Raw genomic sequence first — 19,736 nt, forward strand, 5'->3', positions numbered from 1 at the left:
ATTTCGATATCAAGTGCTATCGGCGGTGAATTGTCAATGGGGCATGCCGAAAAAACGCGCAGCAGAGTGCTTGGCGATTTTTTCGGCAGCGCAGCATTTTGCGGTTGTTTTTTGGATAACCCTCACCAGCGGCGCCCAGCACCACGCGGCAGGATATAGGAAGCGGAAGCCTTTCAGGCACCGCAATCGGCGTCATCGCACGCCAGGCCGGCGTGCAGCGCGAGTATTCACTGGCCCTTGATGGGGTTTAACCACGCGGTCTCTTTTGAAGGGGTGTTAACGGAGAAGCGACTTTCTCAGCCGCTTTTCAATTGTGCCATCGCAAGCAGCGTATCGGCGCTGATCGTCGCCGAGCCGGTCAGGATGGAAAGTGCCGTCGACGTGGTGCCTGTGCCGTTGGCCATGTCGTACATGGCGGTAAAGCGCTTGATCAGATCGTCCACCTTGTCCGGATTGGTGAGGTCCTTGATGTCGACGAAATTCGAGATCATCTCGGCCTGTTTATCGACATCCATGTTCGAGACGTAACTGGACAGATTGAAGCTCGTTGTGAAAAATTCGAACAGCGCGCTGTCGCCCAGAATGTCGTAGGCACTCGAGATCTCCGGCGCTTTGCGTTCGAAATAAAGTGCGAGGCGAACGCCGGTATTGCTGTCACCCTGATCATCCTCGAGCGTCAGCCTGACATAGGCGTCGACCGTCTCCAGCACATCGCCGCGCTGCTGCACCGTCCCCGTGGGGTCCGCCGAAATATTGCCGTCCTGATCGAAATTGAACGCACCGACTAGTTCGGCGAAACGATTGTCGTCCAGATTGTTGACGTAGCTGTCCTCATCATCGAGATCGGAGGAAAACATCTTCTCCAGGCCGTCCGACGTGACGTCCTCCGGATCCAAGCCCTTCGCCTCGAGCGCAAAGGCAACCAACCGGTCGTCGGCGAGAAACTCGCTGGCAGAGGTGATCGTCGCCATCTGGTCGCGGAAATAGGTGATCTCCTCGTCCGCGGCGTCGGTCGCCTCGGTCAGTTCCTCGCCTTCGAGATATCGGATCTTGTTCTGCTTGTAATAGGCGGCATAGTCGTCGACGACGGATTCCGACATGGCCTGCAGGGGAACGGTCACGTCGCCTTCGCTGTCGAAATTGAATGCCTTGCGAAAGGCGACGAGCCGATCATCATCGAGGCTGTTGACATAGCTTTTCGAGTCCAAGGGATCGCTTTCGAGAATTTTCCGGACTTCGCTTTTCGAAACCTCGCCGGAGTCTATGCCAAAGGCGCGCAGCGCCATTTCCCACATTTCCGGAAGATCGTCGTTGTCGTCATCGTCGTCATCGGCGTTCGACACCAGGAAATCGTCGATCGAGGTGACGCTGGCGATGCGCGTCGTATAGTTGTCGACCGCGTCCTCCGTGTCGGTGTTGGCGATCAGCGCCTGGTAGTTTTCATCGAAGGCCGCCGTGGTCGCGGCCGTCTGCTCCGACGTCTGGGCCGTGTCGCCGTCGGCAAGCGCGCCGTCCTCATCGAAATTGAAGGCGTCGTGCAGGTCGGACAAGCCGATCGCCTCGGCGAGGTCGGCGCTTTTCAGGGCCGCGGAGATGAAGTTGTCGGTTTCGCTGTCGGAAAGACCGTAGGCGGTCCGGAGATAGGAGACGAGCTTGTCGTCGCTCATCAACTGGTCGACGGAGGTGATGTTTCCGATCTCCGCAGCGAAATAAGTGTCATAAGCCTCCCCGGTCTCGGTGGAAGCGATCGTCGACGAGGCCACCGCATAGGCGCTCGTCACCAGCGAGAGCTGGTCGTCCGACATCACCTCGCCGTCGACCGAGCCGTCGTCGCTGAAATTGAAGGCCTCTGCCAGGCTGACATAGACATCGTCGTCGAGCTGGTTGACGAAACTCTCGGAGTCGTCGAGATCGCTCGTCAGAACATTCTTCAGAAAGCTGGCCGAAGTATATTCGGTGCTGAGGCCGAAAGCCGTCAGCACGTAGTTCTTCAGCCGCGAACTCGACAGCAAATCGTCGACCGATGTGATCGACGAGATATTCTCCTCGAAATAATCGGTCTCATCCTCGATGTTCTCGGCCTCGGTATCGAAGGACTCCTCGTAAGCGTCAAGCAGGCTGTCCCGCTGCGCATCTGATTGCGCCGTCTTCGTCTCGCCGGAGAATTTGAAGGCGGCGGCGAACTCGGCATAACGACCGTCGCTCAAGCTGTTGGCGAAGCTCGACGAATCGCTGAGGTCGCTCTCCAGCACCTTCTTCATGAAGGCTTTGGCATAGGTCATGTCTTCGAGGCCGTAGGCCTTCATGGCGTAGGAATAGAGTTTGTAATCGCTCATGAATTCGTCGACGGTGGTGACCTTGTCGATGTTTTCCTTGTAATAGGCGCTGTCGCGGGCAACCGTTGCCTGGGAAGCCACACTGGAGAGACTGGCGTTGAGATTCCGCCCGACCGCGAGATAGCTTACATAGGTTGAAACCAACGTCTGTCCTCTTCATAGGCGCGTCGACGCGCGCGAAAGCCTGCCGGCAGCCACGGTGGAACTTTTCGTCTTTAGGGGAATGTCGTCGCCGGTCATGGCGAAGCACAGCCACCTACACGTGGCCGAATCGACTTAATGGAACTATATAGTTCTATAAATCATTCAATCGCGAATTGGAAGCTTGAAATGGAGGTTCTACACCATCAGTTCAAGCGGCCCCGACGCCGGCGGCGAAGATCGCGATGCAGCGGTGAAGATGGGCCAACATCAGGGCCCGGTCGGGCCAGGCTTGCATGCGGCCTTCCGGCGGGCCCATGCCGCCAAAGATCATATCCATCAACATGCGGGCGCCGCTCTCCGGATCATCCAGCGACAGCCTGCCCTCCGCCCGGCGATCGCTCAGCCAGTCGGCCAGATGCTGCCGGCTGGCGAGTATGCCTTCGCGCTGGAGAATATCGATAAGCTCGGGAAACTGCGCGGCTTCGCGAAAGACGAGCTGCAGGAAACCGGCGCGTTCCGCATCCATCTCCTCGTCCATGTCGATCATGAAGATACGTTCGAGGCTCTCGGCGATCGAGATCTCTTCGGCGGGCCTCGGCAGGTCGAGCATCAGCCGCCGATGCGCGCCGACGACGGCGGCAAACAGCTCTTCCTTGCTCTGAAACAGCTTGTAGAGCGTCTGCTTGGAAACACCCGCCTCCGAGGCGACGACTGCGGTCGTGCTTCCGGCATAGCCGTATTTTACGAAAACGCTGCGGGCGACCTCGACGATATGCGTCCGCTTGTCTTCATCGGTGGAGACTTTAGGCCGGCCTCTTTTGCGCGGCTCATCTGCGGGCTCGTCGACGATATCCATGACGATCAGACCGCTTTGCCGACGCGCATGCCGACGATCGTGAAAAGTAGCCTGTTATTTCTGAGGGGTGATTTTTTGGGTTGTGGCATTAGCAATTTCGATTTAGAGAACTCATCAGTTCTGTAATGCGTTGCATCCCACCCTCAAGCGATGGAGCGCTTATGACGACCATTTCGGCCGCCACGTCAGTCTCTTCCTATTCCTACAACAAGAGCTCGACATCCGCATCCCAGGACATCCTATCCTGTAGTACAGATTCAGCGAAAAAATCAACCGCAAGCGGGCAGCTCGACGAAGACACGTCGAGCAGCGCCGACAAACTGATGGCACAGCTGATGACGCTGGCAATGAACCGTTTCGACCAGTCCGGCCCCACCGGCGAAGGGGACGGCGGCACAGGCATGGATGTTGGTGATCTGGATACCGACGGCGACGGCTATGTGAGCAAGGCCGAGTTCGTCGCGGCCCGGCCGTCCGATGTCAGCGAGGATCAGGTCGGAACGCTGTTCGACAGCTTTGACAGCGAAGGCGCCGGTTCGCTGTCGGTCGATGCACTCGCCGAGGCGATGTCTGCCCAGCGATCGGAACGTCCCAATGGCCCGCCCCCGCCAGACGACGATGATCAGCTGGCGCCCATGCTCTCCGACCTCGATACCGATGGCGACGGACTCGTCAGCAAGGCCGAATTCGTCGCAGGCCGTCCGTCCGATGTCAGCGAAGATCAGGCAGGAACGCTGTTCGACAGCTTTGACAGTGAGGGCGCCGGTTCGCTCTCGGTCGATGCGCTGTCCGAGGCCATGTCCGCCCAGCAGTCGGAACGTCCCCAGGGACCGCCGCCGTCCGAGGACGAAGACGAGTTCGCCTCCCTGCTTTCCGATCTCGATACGAATGGAGATGGGGTGGTGAGCCTCGACGAATTCATGGCCGGCAAGCCTGACAATGTCACCGAAAGCCAGGCGAGCCAGCTCTTCGACCTGCTCGACACCTCAGGCACCGGTTCATTGTCCACACAGTCCGCGGCCTGACGCCGGCAAGACGTCGTCGCCGTTACGGTTTCTGGAGGACTGCAATGGCGACGGTCTGAAGCGGCCCGGCAATTGAGCCGGCAGAGCCTTCGGCCGGGCCGCTTCTTATTATTCGAATGGTGCGCTGCATCAGGCGCACGATGTCACACGCTCGGATGAACCGACGCGACGAGAGCCATCACGGGGTCAGTCCAGACAATCAGATTATCGGCCGGAGCCGGCCTATGGCCGGCGCCTGACGATGTCCTGCGCCCGCAATCCGGGCCCTGGAAGCCTGTCGTCACATGGCATGTTCCCAAACCTTTAAGGATCAAGCCATGAGCATTTTTGGAAGCATGAAAACCGCCGTCTCCGGCATGAGCGCCCAGGCAAACCGTCTGAGCACGGTTTCCGACAACATCGCCAACGCCAACACCGTCGGCTACAAGGCCGTTTCCACCTCCTTTTCGTCGCTGGTCCTGCCCTCTTCCTCGGGCAATTACAATTCCGGCGGCGTCCAGACATCCGTGCGCCAGGCGATTTCCGAGCAGGGCGACATTTCCTACACCACCTCGGCCTATGATCTGGCGATCTCCGGAGACGGCTTCTTCATCGTGGAAGGCGCCGACGGTACGCCGGTACTCACCCGGGCCGGCGATTTCTCGGTCGACAGCGACGGCAATCTCGTCAACAGCGCCGGCTACACGCTGATGGGCTATTCCTATGATTCCGGCGTGCCGGCGGTTGTTGTCAACGGCTTCGACGGCCTAGTGCCGGTCAACGTAGCCCAATCGGGCCTGAGCGCGGTCGCTTCGACCGGCGCCTATTTCAGCGGCAACCTGAACTCCGAAGCGACCGTCGTCATCGATTCGACGACCTTGCCGAGCGCCAACACGTCCGATGTCACCGACGACACGCAGAAAATGTCACTGGTCGCCTATGACAGCCTCGGCGCCACCGTCCAGTACGACTACTATTTCACCAAGACGGGCGTGACCACGGATGCCAACGGCGCGGTCACCGGCAGCACCTGGGAGGTCGCGGTCTACCGCAATGCCGATGCATCTACCGGCGGCACGACGTCCTTCCCCTATTCCTCCGACGCCGTGAGTGTCGCGACGCTCTCCTTCGACGCCGACGGCCAGCTGACGTCGCAGGCAAACACCGACATCGTCGATCCGACCACGGCACAGACGATCGATATGGAATATTCGGATTTCACCCAGCTTGCCTCCGACTTCTCGGCGACAGGTTCCGCCGACGGCCAGGCCGCAAGCGCGGTGAGCTCAGTCTCGATCGGCACGGACGGCGTGGTGTCGGTCTCCTATGCCAACGGCACGACGAAATCCCTCTATCAGATCCCTCTCGCGACGGTCGCAAGCCCCGACAATCTGACGCTGCTCAGCGGCAACGTCTACACCGCCAACGGCATGTCCGGCGTCACCGTCACCGGCTTTCCGCAGACGAACGGGCTCGGCTCCATCCAGTCCGGCGCGCTCGAAAGCTCGAATGTCGATCTCGCCGGCGAATTGACCGAGATGATCGAGGCGCAGCGCAGCTACACCGCCAATTCGAAGGTGTTTCAGACGGGCTCCGACATCATGGATGTCCTCGTCAACCTGAAACGATAGAGGGAACGCCTGGATGTCGCTCACGTCAGCCTTGAACAGCGTGCAGAGTATTTTCAACAATACCGGCCAGCAGAGCAGCGTCGTCTCGACCAACATCGCCAATGTCGGAAATTCCGACTATGTCAGGCGGGAGGCGTCGATTACGACGTCTCTTTCCGGCGCTCAGGTCGTCAGCATCAGCCGGGCCCAAGAAACTGCGCTGCTCGCCCAATACCTGCAATCCAACGCCAAGGACAGCGCCCAGCAGACGCTCGTGACCGGCCTCGAAAGCCTGCAGTCGCTGATGGACGGCAATGACTACGAGACATCGCCGAGCACCTATCTCGCAGCCTTCCAGGAGGCGCTCCAGACATATGCGACGTCGCCGAGCAATACGACCGCCGCGCAATCGGCCGTCACCGCCGCGCAGGATCTCGCCAACTCGCTGAATACCGCGAGCGACGGCGTCCAGTCGATCAGGGCCGAGGCGGATGCGGAGATCGCCACGCAGGTCTCCACGCTGAATACGCTGCTGTCACAGTTCGAGGCGGCCAACAACGCGGTTAAGCTCGCGACATCGACCGGCGCCGATACATCCTCGGCGCTCGACGAGCGCGAGAAACTCCTGAAGCAGATCTTCTCGATCGTCGGCGTCACCTCCGTCGTGCGCGACAATAACGACATGGCGCTCTATACCTCGGACGGCACCGTGCTGTTCGAGACCATACCGCGCACCGTCACATTCGCGTCGACGGCAACTTATGTCGCGGGAACCGAGGGCAATGCCATCTATATCGACGGCGTGGCGCTCGATGCCGGCGAGGGTTCGACGACGAGCGCCTCGGGCAGCCTGCAGGCGCTGCTGCAGCTCCGCGACGAGATCGGCCCGACATTTCAGGACCAGCTCGACCAGATGGCCAAGGCCCTCGTCCAGATCTTCTCGGAAACCGACGGCAGTACGAGCGCGCCGGGACTTTTTACCTGGACGACAGCATCGGGGACAACGGGAGAAACACCGTCTGATACCGACGATATCACCGGGATTGCCTCCACCATCTCGGTCAATCTTGCCGTCGTCACGAGCGAAGGCGGCGATGCGACCAAGCTGCGCGACGGAACCATCAGCGGCATCACCGATCTCAACACCTCCGGAGACAGCGGTTTCTCCGACAATCTCGACGCCCTCTATCAGGCACTGACGGAACAACGCTCGTTCTCCGCCGACGCCGGTCTCTCAGCAACGCAAAGCGTGACGGACTATGCCAGCGCCTCCATCGGCTGGCTCGAACAATATCGAAGCGATGCGACGTCTGCCTCCGAAACCACGGCCGCCGCGCTATCTCGCTCCGACGAGGCCTATTCCAACGAAACCGGCGTCAATCTCGACGAGGAGCTGACGCTCCTTCTCGACATCGAACAATCCTACAAGGCAGCGACGAAGATCCTGAACGTCATCGACGAGATGTTCCAGTCGCTCCTCGACATAGCGAGCTAGTCATGAAAGCATCTTTTGTCTCATCATCGGCGATGCAGAATGTTTTGCGGCTCACCATCAGCCAGTCCCAGAACAAGCTGCAGCAGGCCTCGACGGAGGCGACCACAGGAACTTACGCCGATATCGGCGTTTCTCTTGGGAGCGGCGCCGCAAAATCGATCAATCTCACCAGCGCGATCGTCCAGGCCGCCTCGTTCAAGACGAGCAATTCCGTCGTCGCGCTGCGCATGGAAGCGTCGCAAACTGCTCTTTCCAGCCTCAAGGATGCCGGCGACAGCCTGGTTTCCAACTTGACCGCGCTTCAGGCAAGCCAGGATACGACGAGCATCGCTGTTGCCCTGCAATCGGCAAGCTCCACGATTTCGCAGCTGATCTCGACGGTCAACACCTCGGTCAATGGCGAGTTCCTGTTCGGCGGAACGAACCTCGACAGCCAGCCCCTGACCGACCAGTCGTCCGCAGTCTCGGATACGATCGTCACGGCGCTCACCGATTATGCAACCGGTCTCGGAAAAGACGTCAGCGAGCTGACGGGCGAGGAAATCGGCAGCTTCATCACCGATACGGTCGAACCGATGTTCTCCGAAAGCAGCTGGACGGACGCTTCGAGCGGATGGTCGAGCGCATCCAGCACCGACATGACCAGCCGGATCAGCGCATCGGAAACCATCACCTCGTCGACCAACGCCAATTCCGAAGGCATGCGTTACCTGGCACTTGCCTCCGTCGTCGTCTCGGCCCTCTTCGGCCAGGATCTGAGCTCGGACGCGCAGAGCACCGTCGCATCCAAGGCGATAGGCTACGCGGCCCAGGCGACTTCGGGCATGGTGACGCAGCAGAGCGAGCTCGGCCTCTCGCAGGAGCGGCTCGAAAAGGCAAATGACGCGCTCGACGCACAGTCTAGCCTGCTGCAGGGAAAGCTCGTCGACCTTCAGGGCGTCGACACCTACGAGGCTTCGACGCTCGTCAATCAGCTGCAGACGCAGCTAGAAACCGCCTACACGCTCGTCTCGAAACTCCAGAATCTCAGCCTGGTCAACTATCTCTGACGGATTGAAAATGCGCGAACTCAAGCGGCCGCAGATACCGGCCTTAAGAAACGAGCCAAACACGTCCTGCTCCGAAATCGTGGCGGAAGCAGCCTTCGCGCTTGCCTCCGGCATCATCGACACGATCCCATTCATCGGTTGCAAGCTCGATGAGCAGCAGGCGCGGGCGTGGCCGCGTTCCGGTGTCTTCACCGATGACGGCGTCGAAATGACCACCACGCCGCCTGAAATATTCGAGCTTTGCGAGCTGCTGGCAGGCCACATCGAAAAGGGTGCGGCATTCGACGTCTTCGAGGTTTTCCACAAGATTGCTCGGATCGACCGGCTGATCGACTGGAGCCATGGGGCGGTGCTCTCGCCCGAGCCGCATCCGGTAACGCATTGACAGAAGGCGCGAAATATCTTTCCTTTGGCGGCACGATCGCGGCCAAGTTGGTCGGACGTACGGCCTAGGCCGATCTTGCATGGGGCTAGTCCGTTGCGGCATTCCGGACTTTGCCATAGGAGAGTGAAGGCGGCTATCGAAGTCTGCCGGCAATGGTCTTTCAGAGACCGAGTGTGTTCTTGATGTCGAAGCCGCGCGCGAAGCTACCCTTCTCCGAAGAGACCTTGCAGGCCATGCTCGTCCGCGTTCTGCGCCCGCTGGTCAGGCTCGCGCTCGCCTGCGGCTTCAACTTCACCGCCTTTTCGGCAATTCTTCGCCGGCTCTATATCGAGGTTGCCGAGAAGGAATTCGCGCTGCCGAACAAACAGCAGACGGACAGCCGCATCTCGCTTCTGACAGGCGTCCACCGCAAGGACGTCAACCGGCTGCGCGGACAGGAGATTTCGACATCATTGCTGACCGTCGGCGTTTCGCAAACAAGCCGCATCCTGGCCCGATGGCTGGCGGACCCGCTCTATTGCGATGCCGAGGACAGGCCGAGCGCCCTGCCCCGAACCACAAGCGACGGCAGCCCTTCATTCGAAAGCCTGGTGAGCGATATCACCAAGGATGTCCATCCCCGCTCCATCCTGGACGACTGGCTGGACAGAGGCATCGTCGTTCTCGATGAGGACGGCCGTGTCCGGCTCGACCTCTCATCGATCGTCCCGAATGCCGGCGAAGACGCCCGCCGGCATTATTTCACCCGCAACCTGCGCGACCACGTGCAGGCCTCCGTCACGAACCTGATGAACGACCCTCCGCCCTATTTCGAACGCGCGGTTCATTATGACGGCATATCGCCCGCGTTGGCCGCCCGACTCGACGTGCTCGCGCGCGAGGAAGCGATGGCGCTGCTCCTGAAGCTCAACAAGGTCGCCCATCAGGCGATCAAGGACGATCCCGGCGGCAACAGCCGCTGGATCGCGGGGCTTTACGTCATGACCGAAGAGGGTGAGACGGATTCCCGGGCAGACGCTGCTTCCAAGACGAAGGCGGACGAATGAGCCCATCGATGATCTCGAGAAGACAGTTTCTGCTGGCCGGCATAGCACTTCGGATCCTGAAGCCGGAATTTGTCGCGGCGCAGTCGACAGGTACCCACGACCATGGGATCGGCGGGTCCGGCACCTCCATCCAGGGCGGCGGCGAGAATGAAGACCACGGCATCGGCGGAACCGGCATCGTCGGGACCATCCAGGGTTTTGGAAGTATTATCGTCAACGACATCCACATACCTTTCAGCGCGACGACACCGATCGAGATCGATGGACGGCATGTTCCCGCGAGCGCGATGAAGGTCGGTCATGTCGTCCGTGTGCTGCTGAAGGGAAAGCGCGCCGCCCGCATCACGATCGTCAGCGAGGTTCAGGGGCGCATCGACCGGTTTAGCAAGGCTTCGATAACGATCCTTTCGCAAACCGTAGACATATCCGGTCTGGCGACGAAGGGCCTGCGGAAAGGCAAGCGGGTCGCCGTCTTCGGCATCCGCAAACCAGACGGCACGATCGTTGCCCGGCGCATCGAATCCCGCTCCGTCTCGGATGGCGACCATGTCCGCGGGATCCCCGTCAAGAGCGACAATCGCATCCTGATCGGCGGCCTTTCGCTCGGAGGCGCGCACCGCCGACTGGTCGGCAAGCAAACCGTCGTGCATCTCAAGACAGCGGCTGATCGGTTGGCGATCACCCGCATTCAGCCGGAACCCATAGTGCCGGGCCTCAAACGCGGTACCGTCAACATCGAGACTTTCCGGGCGACCGACAGGGACAGACCGAGGTCGGGCCCCGGGGGTTCGCCGCCCTTCGGGACGATGCGGCAATCCCCGGATGGTCACGGCTTCGTTGATATCGGCGTGCGGGATTCGAACAGAATCACCGGCTTTCCGAACCCGCGTCCTCCCGGGGGCATCGATGCCCGGCCGCCACGCGGCTTCTGGGATGGTCCGCCGCATGATCACCCGCCCTTTGGCAGAGCCGGTCCTGACGGCTTTTCCCGCCCGGGCGGAGCGGGACCGGGACCGGGACCAGGGCCGGGCCCGGGACCGAATGGTCCGCCGCCGGGCCCGCCGCCGGGGCCGCCACCGGATTTTCCGGGCCAGCCCTAACGGTGTAATTGAACATTTGACAAATGGGAAAATTTCCCATTTATTGGACCTGCGATCCTTCGTTCGGATGATTCCGAAACAGGGCTTGCCGATTGGCTAACGGGTACCGCCCCACACCCGCTAGCCAATCGTTCATTTCTCATTGCTTTCAAGCGAATACCGCGTTCCCGCGTAAGCTCACGATGAATGGCCGCCTAAGGCCGATCCGAACCAAACCCTCGGCGCCCAAGAGGAAACAGACATTGCTTTTGCTGCAACGCGAACCCGAGACGCCGATGGAGATGGACGAACCGACCGTCGTTACAACCTGGGAAAACCGCACGCAAATCATCGAAATCATGCATAGCGCGCGTGAGATGAGCCAGGAATTCCAGGATCTCTGGGATAAAAGCGGCGGCAGCGGCCGGCTCAGCCAGGACGACACGGACAGGCTGATCGAACTGCTGCGAGAGATCGGCAACCTCAACGACATGCTGATGCGATTGGCTTGAGTGGCGCCGTTGTCAATGAAGTATTGCGACGATCGCAATCGTCTCTCTGCAATTTACAAAACTGGTCGGCGTGGCTTCAGGTTCGTGGCTGCGGTGCTTCTCTGATCAAAACTCCCACGGGGAAATCAATTCAAGGTCCGCGGTCACGAAATCGCTCAGGTTTCGCGTCGCGAGCCGACCGCCATTAACCCTCGCAATAGCTGCGATCATGCCGTCCGGCGCTGACATGCCGCGCCCCTGATGAGCTGCGGTCCCCATGATCTCGCCATAGGCAAGAGCGGCTTCCTCGGTCAGGCCAAAAATCCGGTCCGCGAAGCGGCGCCGCCAGTCGGAAAGTCCCTGTTCGAGGCGTTCGGCTCGTTGGTCGGGCCGGATCTTCTGGATACCGAAAGCGATCTCGGCAATCGTCACCGTGGGCAGTGCCAGTTCAGCATCATGACGAACCAGCCATGCGATTACCGCTTTATCAGGCGATTTTCTCAACGTCTCCGAAACGACGTTGGTATCGAGAAAAATCAAAGCTCGATGCCTTTGTGCGCCTGCCGGTCTTCCTTCAGGACGGCCTCAAGGTCAATATCCGTCCCACTTTGTTGCGACAGCCTGCTGTAGAAAGACGATGCCGGCTCACGGCCGGCCTCGCGTATTTCATAGGATTCGAGCGCCCGCTCGACGATATCGGCTATCGAGCGGTTTTCGCGGCGGGCGAGTCGATGAGCAAGGTCACGTGCCCTTGCACTTCGTACGGAAAGCTGGGGTTCGGCCATCTTAATTTCCTTTACGACAGATATAGTGCGCTCTCCATAAGCCATCAAGATGGCAATTGATGGCTTGATACCTGAAATAGCTCACGTTTCATGAACCACCCCAATTTTGGGCAGTCTGGGAAGATCTTTTGGAGCCTCACACATTCTAAAGAATTAACCATATGTCAGGGTTCTTGAGAAATAATGCTCCGTATAAATCCGGCGAATTGAAGAAGAGAGCCGCAAAGTTATTTGGAGAGAGTCTTGGCATTTACCATTGCGCGCAGCCTGGTGGCGTTTGGCATCGCCGTTTCAGCCGGTCTTTTCATGTCGATTGGATTGCAGCAATCGGCGCTTGAAAGGCTGAAAGTCAACGGGCCGGTTTACGAGCAGGTGGTCTACGGCAAGGATCTCATCGCCGACATATTGCCGCCGCCGCTCTTCGTGGTCGAATCCTACATGCTCTCCTTCGAGGCGAGCAAATTTCCCGAACTCACCGAGACCAATCTGGCGAAGATCGCCAATCTGAAGGCCGCTTACGACGACCGCCGCGCCTATTGGAAGTCCACCCGGCTGCCGCAGGCTTTGAAGGACGAGCTCGAAAACGATGTGCTGACCAAGGGCGATGCATTCTGGGACGTGATGAACCGCGAGATCATTCCGGCGCTGAAAGCAAAGGACGAAGACAAGGCGCACGGCGCGATCGAGCAGTTGCGCGTCGCCTTCCATACTCACCAGGATGCTGTGGAGAAGCTCGTCGCGAATTCCGACGCTTTCCTGAAGGGCGAGGAAAAGAACGCAGCTTCGGAAATCGTGACCTGGACGATCTATGCGGGAGCTGCAGGCTTCGGCTCCTTCGCTCTGCTGCTGGCGGGACTCTATCTTCTGCGCCGCCGGGCAATCGTGCCGCTCGATGGCATGAAGGCCTATATGGGCAATCTTGCCGAAGGCGATTTTTCGACCGAAGTTCCCTATGCGAACCGTTCCGACGAGATCGGCGCCATGTCCAAGGCGGTCGCGGTGTTCCGCCATAATGCGCTGGAACGGCAGGACGCGCAGAAGCGGGAAACGGCGCTTCGCGATGCCGAATTCGAGCGCGAGCGCAGCCAGATGGCCGAAAAGGCGGCCGAGGAGCGGACACGCGAAACGGTTATCAACGAGTTGACATATGGCCTGGACCAGCTGTCGCACGGCAATCTTGATTGCCGTATCACGACAACCTTTGCCGCCGCCTATGAGAGCTTGCGCGCCAAGTTCAACGACAGCCTGGATGCTCTTTCCGCCTCAATGGCGGAGGTCGCCCAGACCTCCCGGCAGGTGGGCAGTTCCTCGACCGGCATCACCAATGCCGCCGACAGTCTCGCATCGCGCACGGAGCAGCAGGCGGCTATGCTAGAAGAGGCCACCGCCGCGCTCAAGGAGATGAACGCTAAAACCAATGACGCCTCCCACCATGCCGGCAAGGCGACTGGTATGATGGTCGAGACGCGCAGCAGCGCCGAACATTCGGCAGCCATCGTTCGCGATGCGATCGCCGCCATGCAGAAGATCGAGGGTTCGTCCGCTCAGATCGGCGATATCGTCAACGTCATCGACGAGATCGCCTTCCAGACCAACCTTCTGGCGCTCAACGCCGGTGTGGAAGCTGCCCGAGCAGGCGAAGCGGGCAAAGGCTTCGCCGTTGTAGCGCAGGAAGTACGTGAGCTCGCCCTCCGTTCGGCCAATGCCGCCAAGGAGATCAGATCTCTGATTTCCACGTCATCGTCTCAGGTTTCCACCGGCGTAGAGCTCGTCAACCGCACCGGCAAGGCGCTAATGGAAATCGAAGGCCAGGTCGAGCAGGTCGCCGGCCTGATCGCCCGCATCGTTTCGGTTTCCTCCGAGCAGGCGGTGGCAATCGGGGAAATCAATGCCTCCGTCAATGCACTCGATGAGGTCACGCAGCGCAATGCCGCGATGGCCGCGGAAACGGTCTCAGCCTGCCGTGCGCTCGGCGGGCAGACGCAGACGCTGGAGGGCGTGGTCGGCCGTTTTCAGATCAATGCACCGGCCGGCGGGTCAAGATCGCAGAGAGCCGCCTGACGCGGCTCAGGCGTAAATCCTCACGCGGCCGGCGAACCTATTAAGACTTTCGGCGTTTCACGGCAATGGAACATCTCGATCGCGACGCCGCACCTTCGTTGGATCAGGATCGCGCGCTGCGATCCCAATGCCGCAAGGGTTTTGATGCCAGCCTCTGTCCACAGGGAACGCCTCACGGCGCTCGCACGCGAAAGAATTAGACGCGCTGCCGCGATCGCTCGGCTCATGGACACCGCAGTAAGATTGCCTTTCGGCGTACGGATCGGCGCAGACTCGGTTCTCGGCCTCATCCCAGCCGTCGGCGACGTTGCCGGATCCCTCATCGGTCTCTTCATCATCGATGAAGCAAGGCGTCTCGGCCTTCCTGCCCATAAGCTCGCCCGCATGGCGGTCAATCTCGGCGTCGACGCCGCCTGCGGCACGGTTCCGCTGGTCGGCGATCTCTTCGACGTTTATTTCAAATCTCACCGCCGGAACGTCGGCATCATCCTCGAGCATTTCGGCATCAGCGAAGACGAGCTGAACCAGCGCCTCTGACGATGCTCGGCCCCTCCGAGGAACCTGTCTAAAGCTCAGTCAGGGCGCCGGCCGTCTTGACTGCGTGATCAAGAACAAATTGCAGCTTGGCGGCATGGCCGAAACCCGGCTCATCCGGCTTCCCTTTTTCCACGGCGTTTGCAAATCGCTGGAAATTGGTGATGACCGGTTCGACCTCGATCTTGCGCCAGATCGCCTTGTCGGCATCGGCGCCTTCGCAGGCCCTGAGGGTCGAACCTTCAGGCGTATGCACCACCTCCAGCGCCCCCTTGTCTCCATGCAGGCGCAGGCGCAATTCGTTCAGATGGCCGGTTGCCCAGCGCGTTGCATGGATGACGCCGGCCGCACCGTTTTCGAGCTCGGCCATCATCAGGAAACTGTCATTCGCATCGAGCTCGTATTCGCCGATCCGGTTCCCGGGGCTCTTGTCGAAAACCTTGAGATGCGATGCCGCCGCCTTGACGTCGCTGCCGGCGGCAAAAACCGCGAAGTCGAGAATGTGGATACCAACGTCGCCCAGTACACCGTTGGAGCCGTGCTTTGTCGACAGACGCCAAAGCCACTGCGACTCTTTGGTCCAGTCGCCCCAAGCCTTGGACACCAACCAACTTTGGAGATAGGACGCTTCGAAGTGGCGGATTGCGCCGAGACGGCCATCCAGCACCATCTTTCGCGCCGCCTGCAGCGGCGCCACATTACGATAGGTAAGGTTTACCATCGTGACCTTTCCGGACGCCGCCGCGGCGTCGGCCATCTCCTTGGCCTCGCGGTAGTTGACCGCCAGGGGCTTCTCGCAGAGCACATGCTTGCCGGCGCCGAGTATCTTCATCGTCGTGGAATAATGCGCTCGATCCGGCGTGACATTGGTCACGGCGTCGAACTCCCCCCAGGCAAGGGCGTCATCGAGCGATGTGAAAGTAAGCGGGATGCCATGCCTGAGCGCGAAGGCCCGCAGCCGGACCTCGTCTGTATCGACGGCAGCAACAATTTTGACGCCGGCGATTTCCGAAAAATTCATGGCATGGGTATTTGCCCATCCTCCGGTTCCGAGAATGATCAAGCGCATTTTTATCCTCATGGTCCTCTATCGAATTCAGCGATAACCGGCTTCGCCGGCCTGGTGCAGTTTCGGGCCGCGTTCGACGATCGGCTCCAATGCCTTTTCCACCGGCACATTTGGAGCGTCGGCAATGCCAGTCAACGCGCCTTCAGGGTTGTAGGCCCACTTGACGCCGTTGATCAGCACCTTCTGGACGGTGGCGTCGTGATAGGTCGGATAGGTCTCATGGCCTGGGCGGAAATAGAAGATGTTGCCGGCGCCGCGGCGCCAGGTCAGGCCCGAGCGGAACACTTCCCCGCCCTGGAACCAGGAGATGAACACCGTTTCGAGCGGCTCCGGCACCGAGAACTGCTCGCCATACATTTCCTCGTTCTCAAGCTCGAAATGCTCGCCGATGCCGGCGGCGATCGGATGGCGCGGGTTGATCGTCCACAGCCGCTCGCGCTCGCCCGCCTCGCGCCATTTCAGCGCGCAGGGCGTTCCCATCAGGCGCTTGAAGATTTTCGAGAAATGGCCGGAATGCAGCACGAGAAGGCCCATGCCTTCCCAGACGCGTTTGGCGACGCGCTCGACGACGACGTCTGACACCGCGCCGTGATCCTTGTGGCCCCACCAGGTCAAGACATCGGTTTCGGCAAGCCGGGCTTCGCTCAGCCCGTGCTCCGGCTCCTGCAGCGTCGCCGTGGTGGCGGAGATGGTGGGATCGGTATTCAGTGCATTGGCGATCGTCGTATGCATGCCTTCCGGATAGATGCCCCGGACGATCGCATTGGTATTCTCGTGAATGTTTTCACCCCAGACAACGGTGCGTATGGTCACGTCGTTTTCTCCTTGTAGTTGACGCGGATCGAGCTTCGGGAAAGACATCGATGCCTGGAAGATCAGGCTGCCCGCATGGATTCACGTTCGAGCGCCCGGCCCGACCGGTCGAAACGGTGGATGTGCCCGGCAAGTGGCGCCAGGCCAAGCGTATGGCCCGGCTCATGACGGGCGACGCCGGCCTCCCGCACGACAAGCGGCTCATCCGCCCCGATATCCAAGTAAACGAAGCTATCGGAGCCGAGGATTTCGGAATGGATGACCGTGCCGCTCCAAACCCCTGACTCGGGCGAGATGCGAACATGCTCTGCGCGCACGCCGATCGTATGGCTGTCATAGGGCTGTGCCAGCCCGCCCGACAGGAAATTCATTTTCGGCGAACCGATGAAGCCGGCGACGAAGACCGAGTTCGGGCTTTCGTAAAGTTCCAGCGGCGTGCCGATCTGCTCGACGACGCCGTCCCTCAGCACGCAGATTCGATCGGCCAGCGTCATGGCCTCGACCTGATCATGCGTCACATAGATCATCGTCGTACCGTGCATGCTGCGATGAAGCTTGGCGATCTCAAGCCTCGTCGCGACGCGAAGCGCCGCGTCGAGATTGGACAGCGGCTCGTCGAAGAGAAAGACCTTGGGATCGCGCACGATCGCCCGGCCGATTGCGACACGCTGACGCTGCCCGCCGGAAAGCTGTCGCGGCAAGCGGTCCAGATAGGATGAGAGCTGCAGCATGCCGGCCGCCTGCTCGACGCGCCGGCGGCATTCGTCTCTGTTGCTCCCGGAAAGCTTCATGCCGAACGCCATGTTGTCGAAGACCGTCATATGCGGGTAGAGCGCGTAGGACTGGAAGACCATGGCGATCCCTCTCTTCGACGGCGCGTGCCGGTTTACCGTCTCATTGTCGAAGGCGAGGGTTCCCGAGGTGATGTCCTCGAGCCCGGAGATAAGCCTGAGCAGCGTAGACTTGCCACATCCGGACGGCCCCACGAACACCATGAACTCGCCTCTGCGGATCTCCATCGTCACGCCCTTGATCACCTCGAAAGCGCCAAAGCTCTTGCGGATGTTCTCCAGTCGGATCTCTGCCATGTCCTTCTCCCTCAACCCTTGACGCCGCCGGCAGTCAGCCCCGAAATGATCCGGCGCTGGAATATCAAAACAAGCACGACAACCGGCACGGTGACGATCACCGAAGCCGCCATGATGTTGCCCCAGGGAATTTCGAACGCGCTGTTGCCCGAAAGCAGGGCGATGGCGACCGGCACCGTCCGTTGCGTATCGGACGATGTGAACGTCAGCGCGAAAAGAAACTCGTTCCAGGCGGCGATGAAAGCGAGCAGCCCTGTTGTCACCAGCGCCGGCCACATCAGCGGCATGAAGACCTGAGTGACGATGACCCATGGCGAGGCGCCGTCGACGATCGCCGCCTCCTCGATCTCGATCGGCAATTCCCGCATGAAGGTCGTCAGCACCCAGACAGTGAATGGCAGCGTGAAAATCACGTAGGAAAAGATCAGCGCGAAGGGTGTGTTGAAGATGCCGATCCAGCGGATCAGTTCGAAGAGGCCTGCAAGCACGGCAATCTGAGGAAACATCGACACCGACAGGATGGTCAACATCAAGAGTGCCCGTCCGCGGAAGTGAACCCTGGCCAAAGCGAACGAAGCGGTGATCGAGAGCAGCAGCGATGCTGAAACCACGACGCAGGCAATCATCGCGGAATTCGCAAGGCTGCGAACGAAACTGCCCTGCCCCATGACGGAAGCATAGTTGCTGAAGGAGATCGAGGTCGGCCAATAATCGACTTGGAAAAGGGCCGTGCCGGTCTTCAGGCTGGTGAGGATCGCATAGTAGAACGGGAAAACCGCAATGATGACGATGATCGTAACGAGCAGGTAGAAAAGCGTGTTCCTGGTGATCGAAAGCAGCATCAGCGTTCCTCCCCGCCGAGCTTAACGCGGCCGAACCAGATATAGAGGACGGTGACAGAGGCGATGATAAGGAAAAGCACCGTCGAGGCGGTGGCGCCATAGGCGAACTTGTCGAAGTCGAACAGGTTCTCGCGCGCCATGACCGACATGGTCTTCGTTTGCGCATTGTTGGGCGTCAGAACATAGATCAGGTCGAAGATGCGCATCGCATCCAGCATCCGGAAGATCACGGCAACCATGATGGCAGGCCGGATCAGCGGCAGCGTCAGACGCCAGAAAACCTTGACCGGATTGACGCCGTCGATCTTGGCCGCTTCATAAATATCTCCCGGCACCATCTGCAGTCCGGCAAGGATCAGAAGCGCCATGAAGGGCGTCGTCTTCCAGACGTCGACGATCAGCACGGCGACCATCGCCGTTTCCGGATTTGCGGTCCAGGCGATCTTCTCGCTGATCAGGCCGAAGCCGAGCAAAATATCATTGAGAATTCCGAACTGATCACTGAGCATCCAGGCCCACATCTTGGCCGAGACGATGGTCGGAATCGCCCAGGGAATGAGGATTGCGGCCCTAACGATGCCACGCCCGACGAACTGCGCGTTGAGCACCAGCGCGACGATCAATCCGAGTATGGTCTCGATCGCGACCGAAAGGAGGGTGAATTTGGCAGTGTTCCAGACGGCAGTCCACCAGATCGGATCGGCCAGCAGGCCGCGATAGATGGTCTTTCCGCTCTTCAGCGTCACCCACGACAAATAATTGGCAAAGCCGACAAACTCAGCATTGCCAAGGTCGTTGAGCGACGCATTCGTAAAGCTGAAATAGATGGTTCTGAACAGCGGCCAGCCCGCGACAACTGCCAGGATCAACAGCGTCGGCGCCAGAAAAATCCAGGCGGACCGGACGCGCTCGGATCGCAGCTCGGTAGAGGCTCTGAGCTTGGAAACCTTGGGTTCAATTGCTTGTGGAACTACGATTTCAGTCATGAAACGCCTTTCCGTTTAGCCCTCCGGAGACTGGACCGACGCCCTCTCGGCCGCCGGTCCCGC

19 protein-coding genes are annotated in these 19,736 nt (G+C 60.0%); 10 read left to right on the top strand and 9 right to left on the bottom strand.

The genetic code is table 11. The features are described from left to right. Positions 1-296 precede the first annotated feature (296 nt). Together NXC14_RS29740 and NXC14_RS29745 are read right to left on the bottom strand one after the other, a co-directional pair. Positions 297-2,480, bottom strand: coding sequence for a DUF1217 domain-containing protein (locus NXC14_RS29740; protein ID WP_085781606.1), 2,184 nt, complete (start codon positions 2,478-2,480; stop codon positions 297-299). A gap of 208 nt (positions 2,481-2,688) precedes the next feature. Next, the gene (locus NXC14_RS29745; RefSeq protein ID WP_085781607.1) at positions 2,689-3,336 is read right to left on the bottom strand and encodes a TetR/AcrR family transcriptional regulator; all 648 of its coding nucleotides are present in this window, start codon (positions 3,334-3,336) and stop codon (positions 2,689-2,691) included. A 161-nt stretch (positions 3,337-3,497) separates the two neighbouring features. Between NXC14_RS29745 and NXC14_RS29750 the strand changes: the two genes are divergently transcribed. The 8 genes from NXC14_RS29750 to NXC14_RS29785 all read left to right on the top strand — a co-directional run bounded on the left by NXC14_RS29750 (position 3,498) and on the right by NXC14_RS29785 (position 11,516). Next, positions 3,498-4,361 carry an EF-hand domain-containing protein gene (locus NXC14_RS29750; protein ID WP_085781608.1) on the top strand — a complete coding sequence of 288 codons (864 nt, stop codon included), beginning with the start codon at positions 3,498-3,500 and terminating at the stop codon, positions 4,359-4,361. A 317-nt stretch (positions 4,362-4,678) separates the two neighbouring features. Beyond that, entirely contained in the window at positions 4,679-5,971 is a 1,293-nt protein-coding gene (locus tag NXC14_RS29755) for a flagellar hook protein FlgE (RefSeq protein ID WP_085781609.1), read from the top strand. 13 nt (positions 5,972-5,984) lie between these two features. Then, positions 5,985-7,445 (top strand): flagellar hook-associated protein FlgK, encoded by a 1,461-nt coding sequence (gene flgK / locus NXC14_RS29760; protein WP_085781610.1) that lies wholly within the window; start codon positions 5,985-5,987, stop codon positions 7,443-7,445. Positions 7,446-7,447: 2 nt separating this feature from the next. Next, positions 7,448-8,494, top strand: a complete 1,047-nt coding sequence (locus NXC14_RS29765) for a flagellar hook-associated family protein (RefSeq protein WP_085781611.1) — start codon at positions 7,448-7,450, stop codon at positions 8,492-8,494. Between the two features lie 10 nt (positions 8,495-8,504). Continuing rightward, a complete protein-coding gene (locus NXC14_RS29770) occupies positions 8,505-8,879 on the top strand; it encodes a hypothetical protein (RefSeq protein ID WP_085781612.1) in 375 nt (124 codons plus the stop codon). A gap of 152 nt (positions 8,880-9,031) precedes the next feature. Next, entirely contained in the window at positions 9,032-9,925 is an 894-nt protein-coding gene (locus NXC14_RS29775) for a DUF6502 family protein (protein ID WP_085781613.1), read from the top strand. Further along, complete coding sequence (locus NXC14_RS29780; protein ID WP_085781614.1) at positions 9,922-11,025, top strand: DUF5666 domain-containing protein; 1,104 nt, start codon at positions 9,922-9,924, stop codon at positions 11,023-11,025. The genes NXC14_RS29775 and NXC14_RS29780 overlap by 4 nt, the downstream gene beginning before the upstream one ends. A 242-nt stretch (positions 11,026-11,267) precedes the next feature. Next, entirely contained in the window at positions 11,268-11,516 is a 249-nt protein-coding gene (locus NXC14_RS29785; protein WP_085781615.1) for a hypothetical protein, read from the top strand. A 105-nt stretch (positions 11,517-11,621) separates the two neighbouring features. Here NXC14_RS29785 and NXC14_RS29790 read toward each other — a convergent pair whose 3' ends face one another. Together NXC14_RS29790 and NXC14_RS29795 are read right to left on the bottom strand one after the other, a co-directional pair. After that, entirely contained in the window at positions 11,622-12,035 is a 414-nt protein-coding gene (locus NXC14_RS29790) for a type II toxin-antitoxin system VapC family toxin (protein ID WP_085781616.1), read from the bottom strand. Then, on the bottom strand, positions 12,032-12,280 hold the full coding sequence (locus tag NXC14_RS29795) for a type II toxin-antitoxin system VapB family antitoxin (protein ID WP_085781617.1): 249 nt from the start codon (positions 12,278-12,280) through the stop codon (positions 12,032-12,034). The genes NXC14_RS29790 and NXC14_RS29795 overlap by 4 nt, the downstream gene beginning before the upstream one ends. 243 nt (positions 12,281-12,523) lie before the next feature. Here NXC14_RS29795 and NXC14_RS29800 point away from each other — a divergent pair, with 243 nt between their 5' ends. Both NXC14_RS29800 and NXC14_RS29805 read left to right on the top strand, forming a co-directional pair. Beyond that, complete coding sequence (locus NXC14_RS29800) at positions 12,524-14,341, top strand: HAMP domain-containing methyl-accepting chemotaxis protein (protein WP_085781618.1); 1,818 nt, start codon at positions 12,524-12,526, stop codon at positions 14,339-14,341. Between the two features lie 144 nt (positions 14,342-14,485). Beyond that, positions 14,486-14,878, top strand: coding sequence for a DUF4112 domain-containing protein (locus NXC14_RS29805; protein ID WP_085781619.1), 393 nt, complete (start codon positions 14,486-14,488; stop codon positions 14,876-14,878). A 28-nt stretch (positions 14,879-14,906) separates the two neighbouring features. Here the strand turns inward: NXC14_RS29805 and NXC14_RS29810 are convergent, their stop codons facing one another. The 5 genes from NXC14_RS29810 to NXC14_RS29830 all read right to left on the bottom strand — a co-directional run bounded on the left by NXC14_RS29810 (position 14,907) and on the right by NXC14_RS29830 (position 19,673). Beyond that, positions 14,907-15,944 carry a Gfo/Idh/MocA family oxidoreductase gene (locus NXC14_RS29810; RefSeq protein ID WP_085781620.1) on the bottom strand — a complete coding sequence of 346 codons (1,038 nt, stop codon included), beginning with the start codon at positions 15,942-15,944 and terminating at the stop codon, positions 14,907-14,909. Between the two features lie 27 nt (positions 15,945-15,971). Continuing rightward, positions 15,972-16,757 (bottom strand): ThuA domain-containing protein, encoded by a 786-nt coding sequence (locus NXC14_RS29815; RefSeq protein WP_085781621.1) that lies wholly within the window; start codon positions 16,755-16,757, stop codon positions 15,972-15,974. Between the two features lie 62 nt (positions 16,758-16,819). Further along, positions 16,820-17,845 carry an ATP-binding cassette domain-containing protein gene (locus NXC14_RS29820; protein WP_085781622.1) on the bottom strand — a complete coding sequence of 342 codons (1,026 nt, stop codon included), beginning with the start codon at positions 17,843-17,845 and terminating at the stop codon, positions 16,820-16,822. A gap of 11 nt (positions 17,846-17,856) precedes the next feature. Continuing rightward, positions 17,857-18,687: a carbohydrate ABC transporter permease gene (locus NXC14_RS29825; RefSeq protein WP_085781623.1), complete on the bottom strand. Its 831-nt coding sequence runs from the start codon at positions 18,685-18,687 to the stop codon at positions 17,857-17,859. Beyond that, the gene (locus NXC14_RS29830) at positions 18,687-19,673 is read right to left on the bottom strand and encodes a sugar ABC transporter permease (RefSeq protein ID WP_085781624.1); all 987 of its coding nucleotides are present in this window, start codon (positions 19,671-19,673) and stop codon (positions 18,687-18,689) included. The genes NXC14_RS29825 and NXC14_RS29830 overlap by 1 nt, the downstream gene beginning before the upstream one ends. Positions 19,674-19,736 lie beyond the last annotated feature (63 nt).

Origin of the sequence: Rhizobium sp. NXC14 (genome assembly GCF_002117485.1) — a bacterium.
Lineage (GTDB): Bacteria > Pseudomonadota > Alphaproteobacteria > Rhizobiales > Rhizobiaceae > Rhizobium.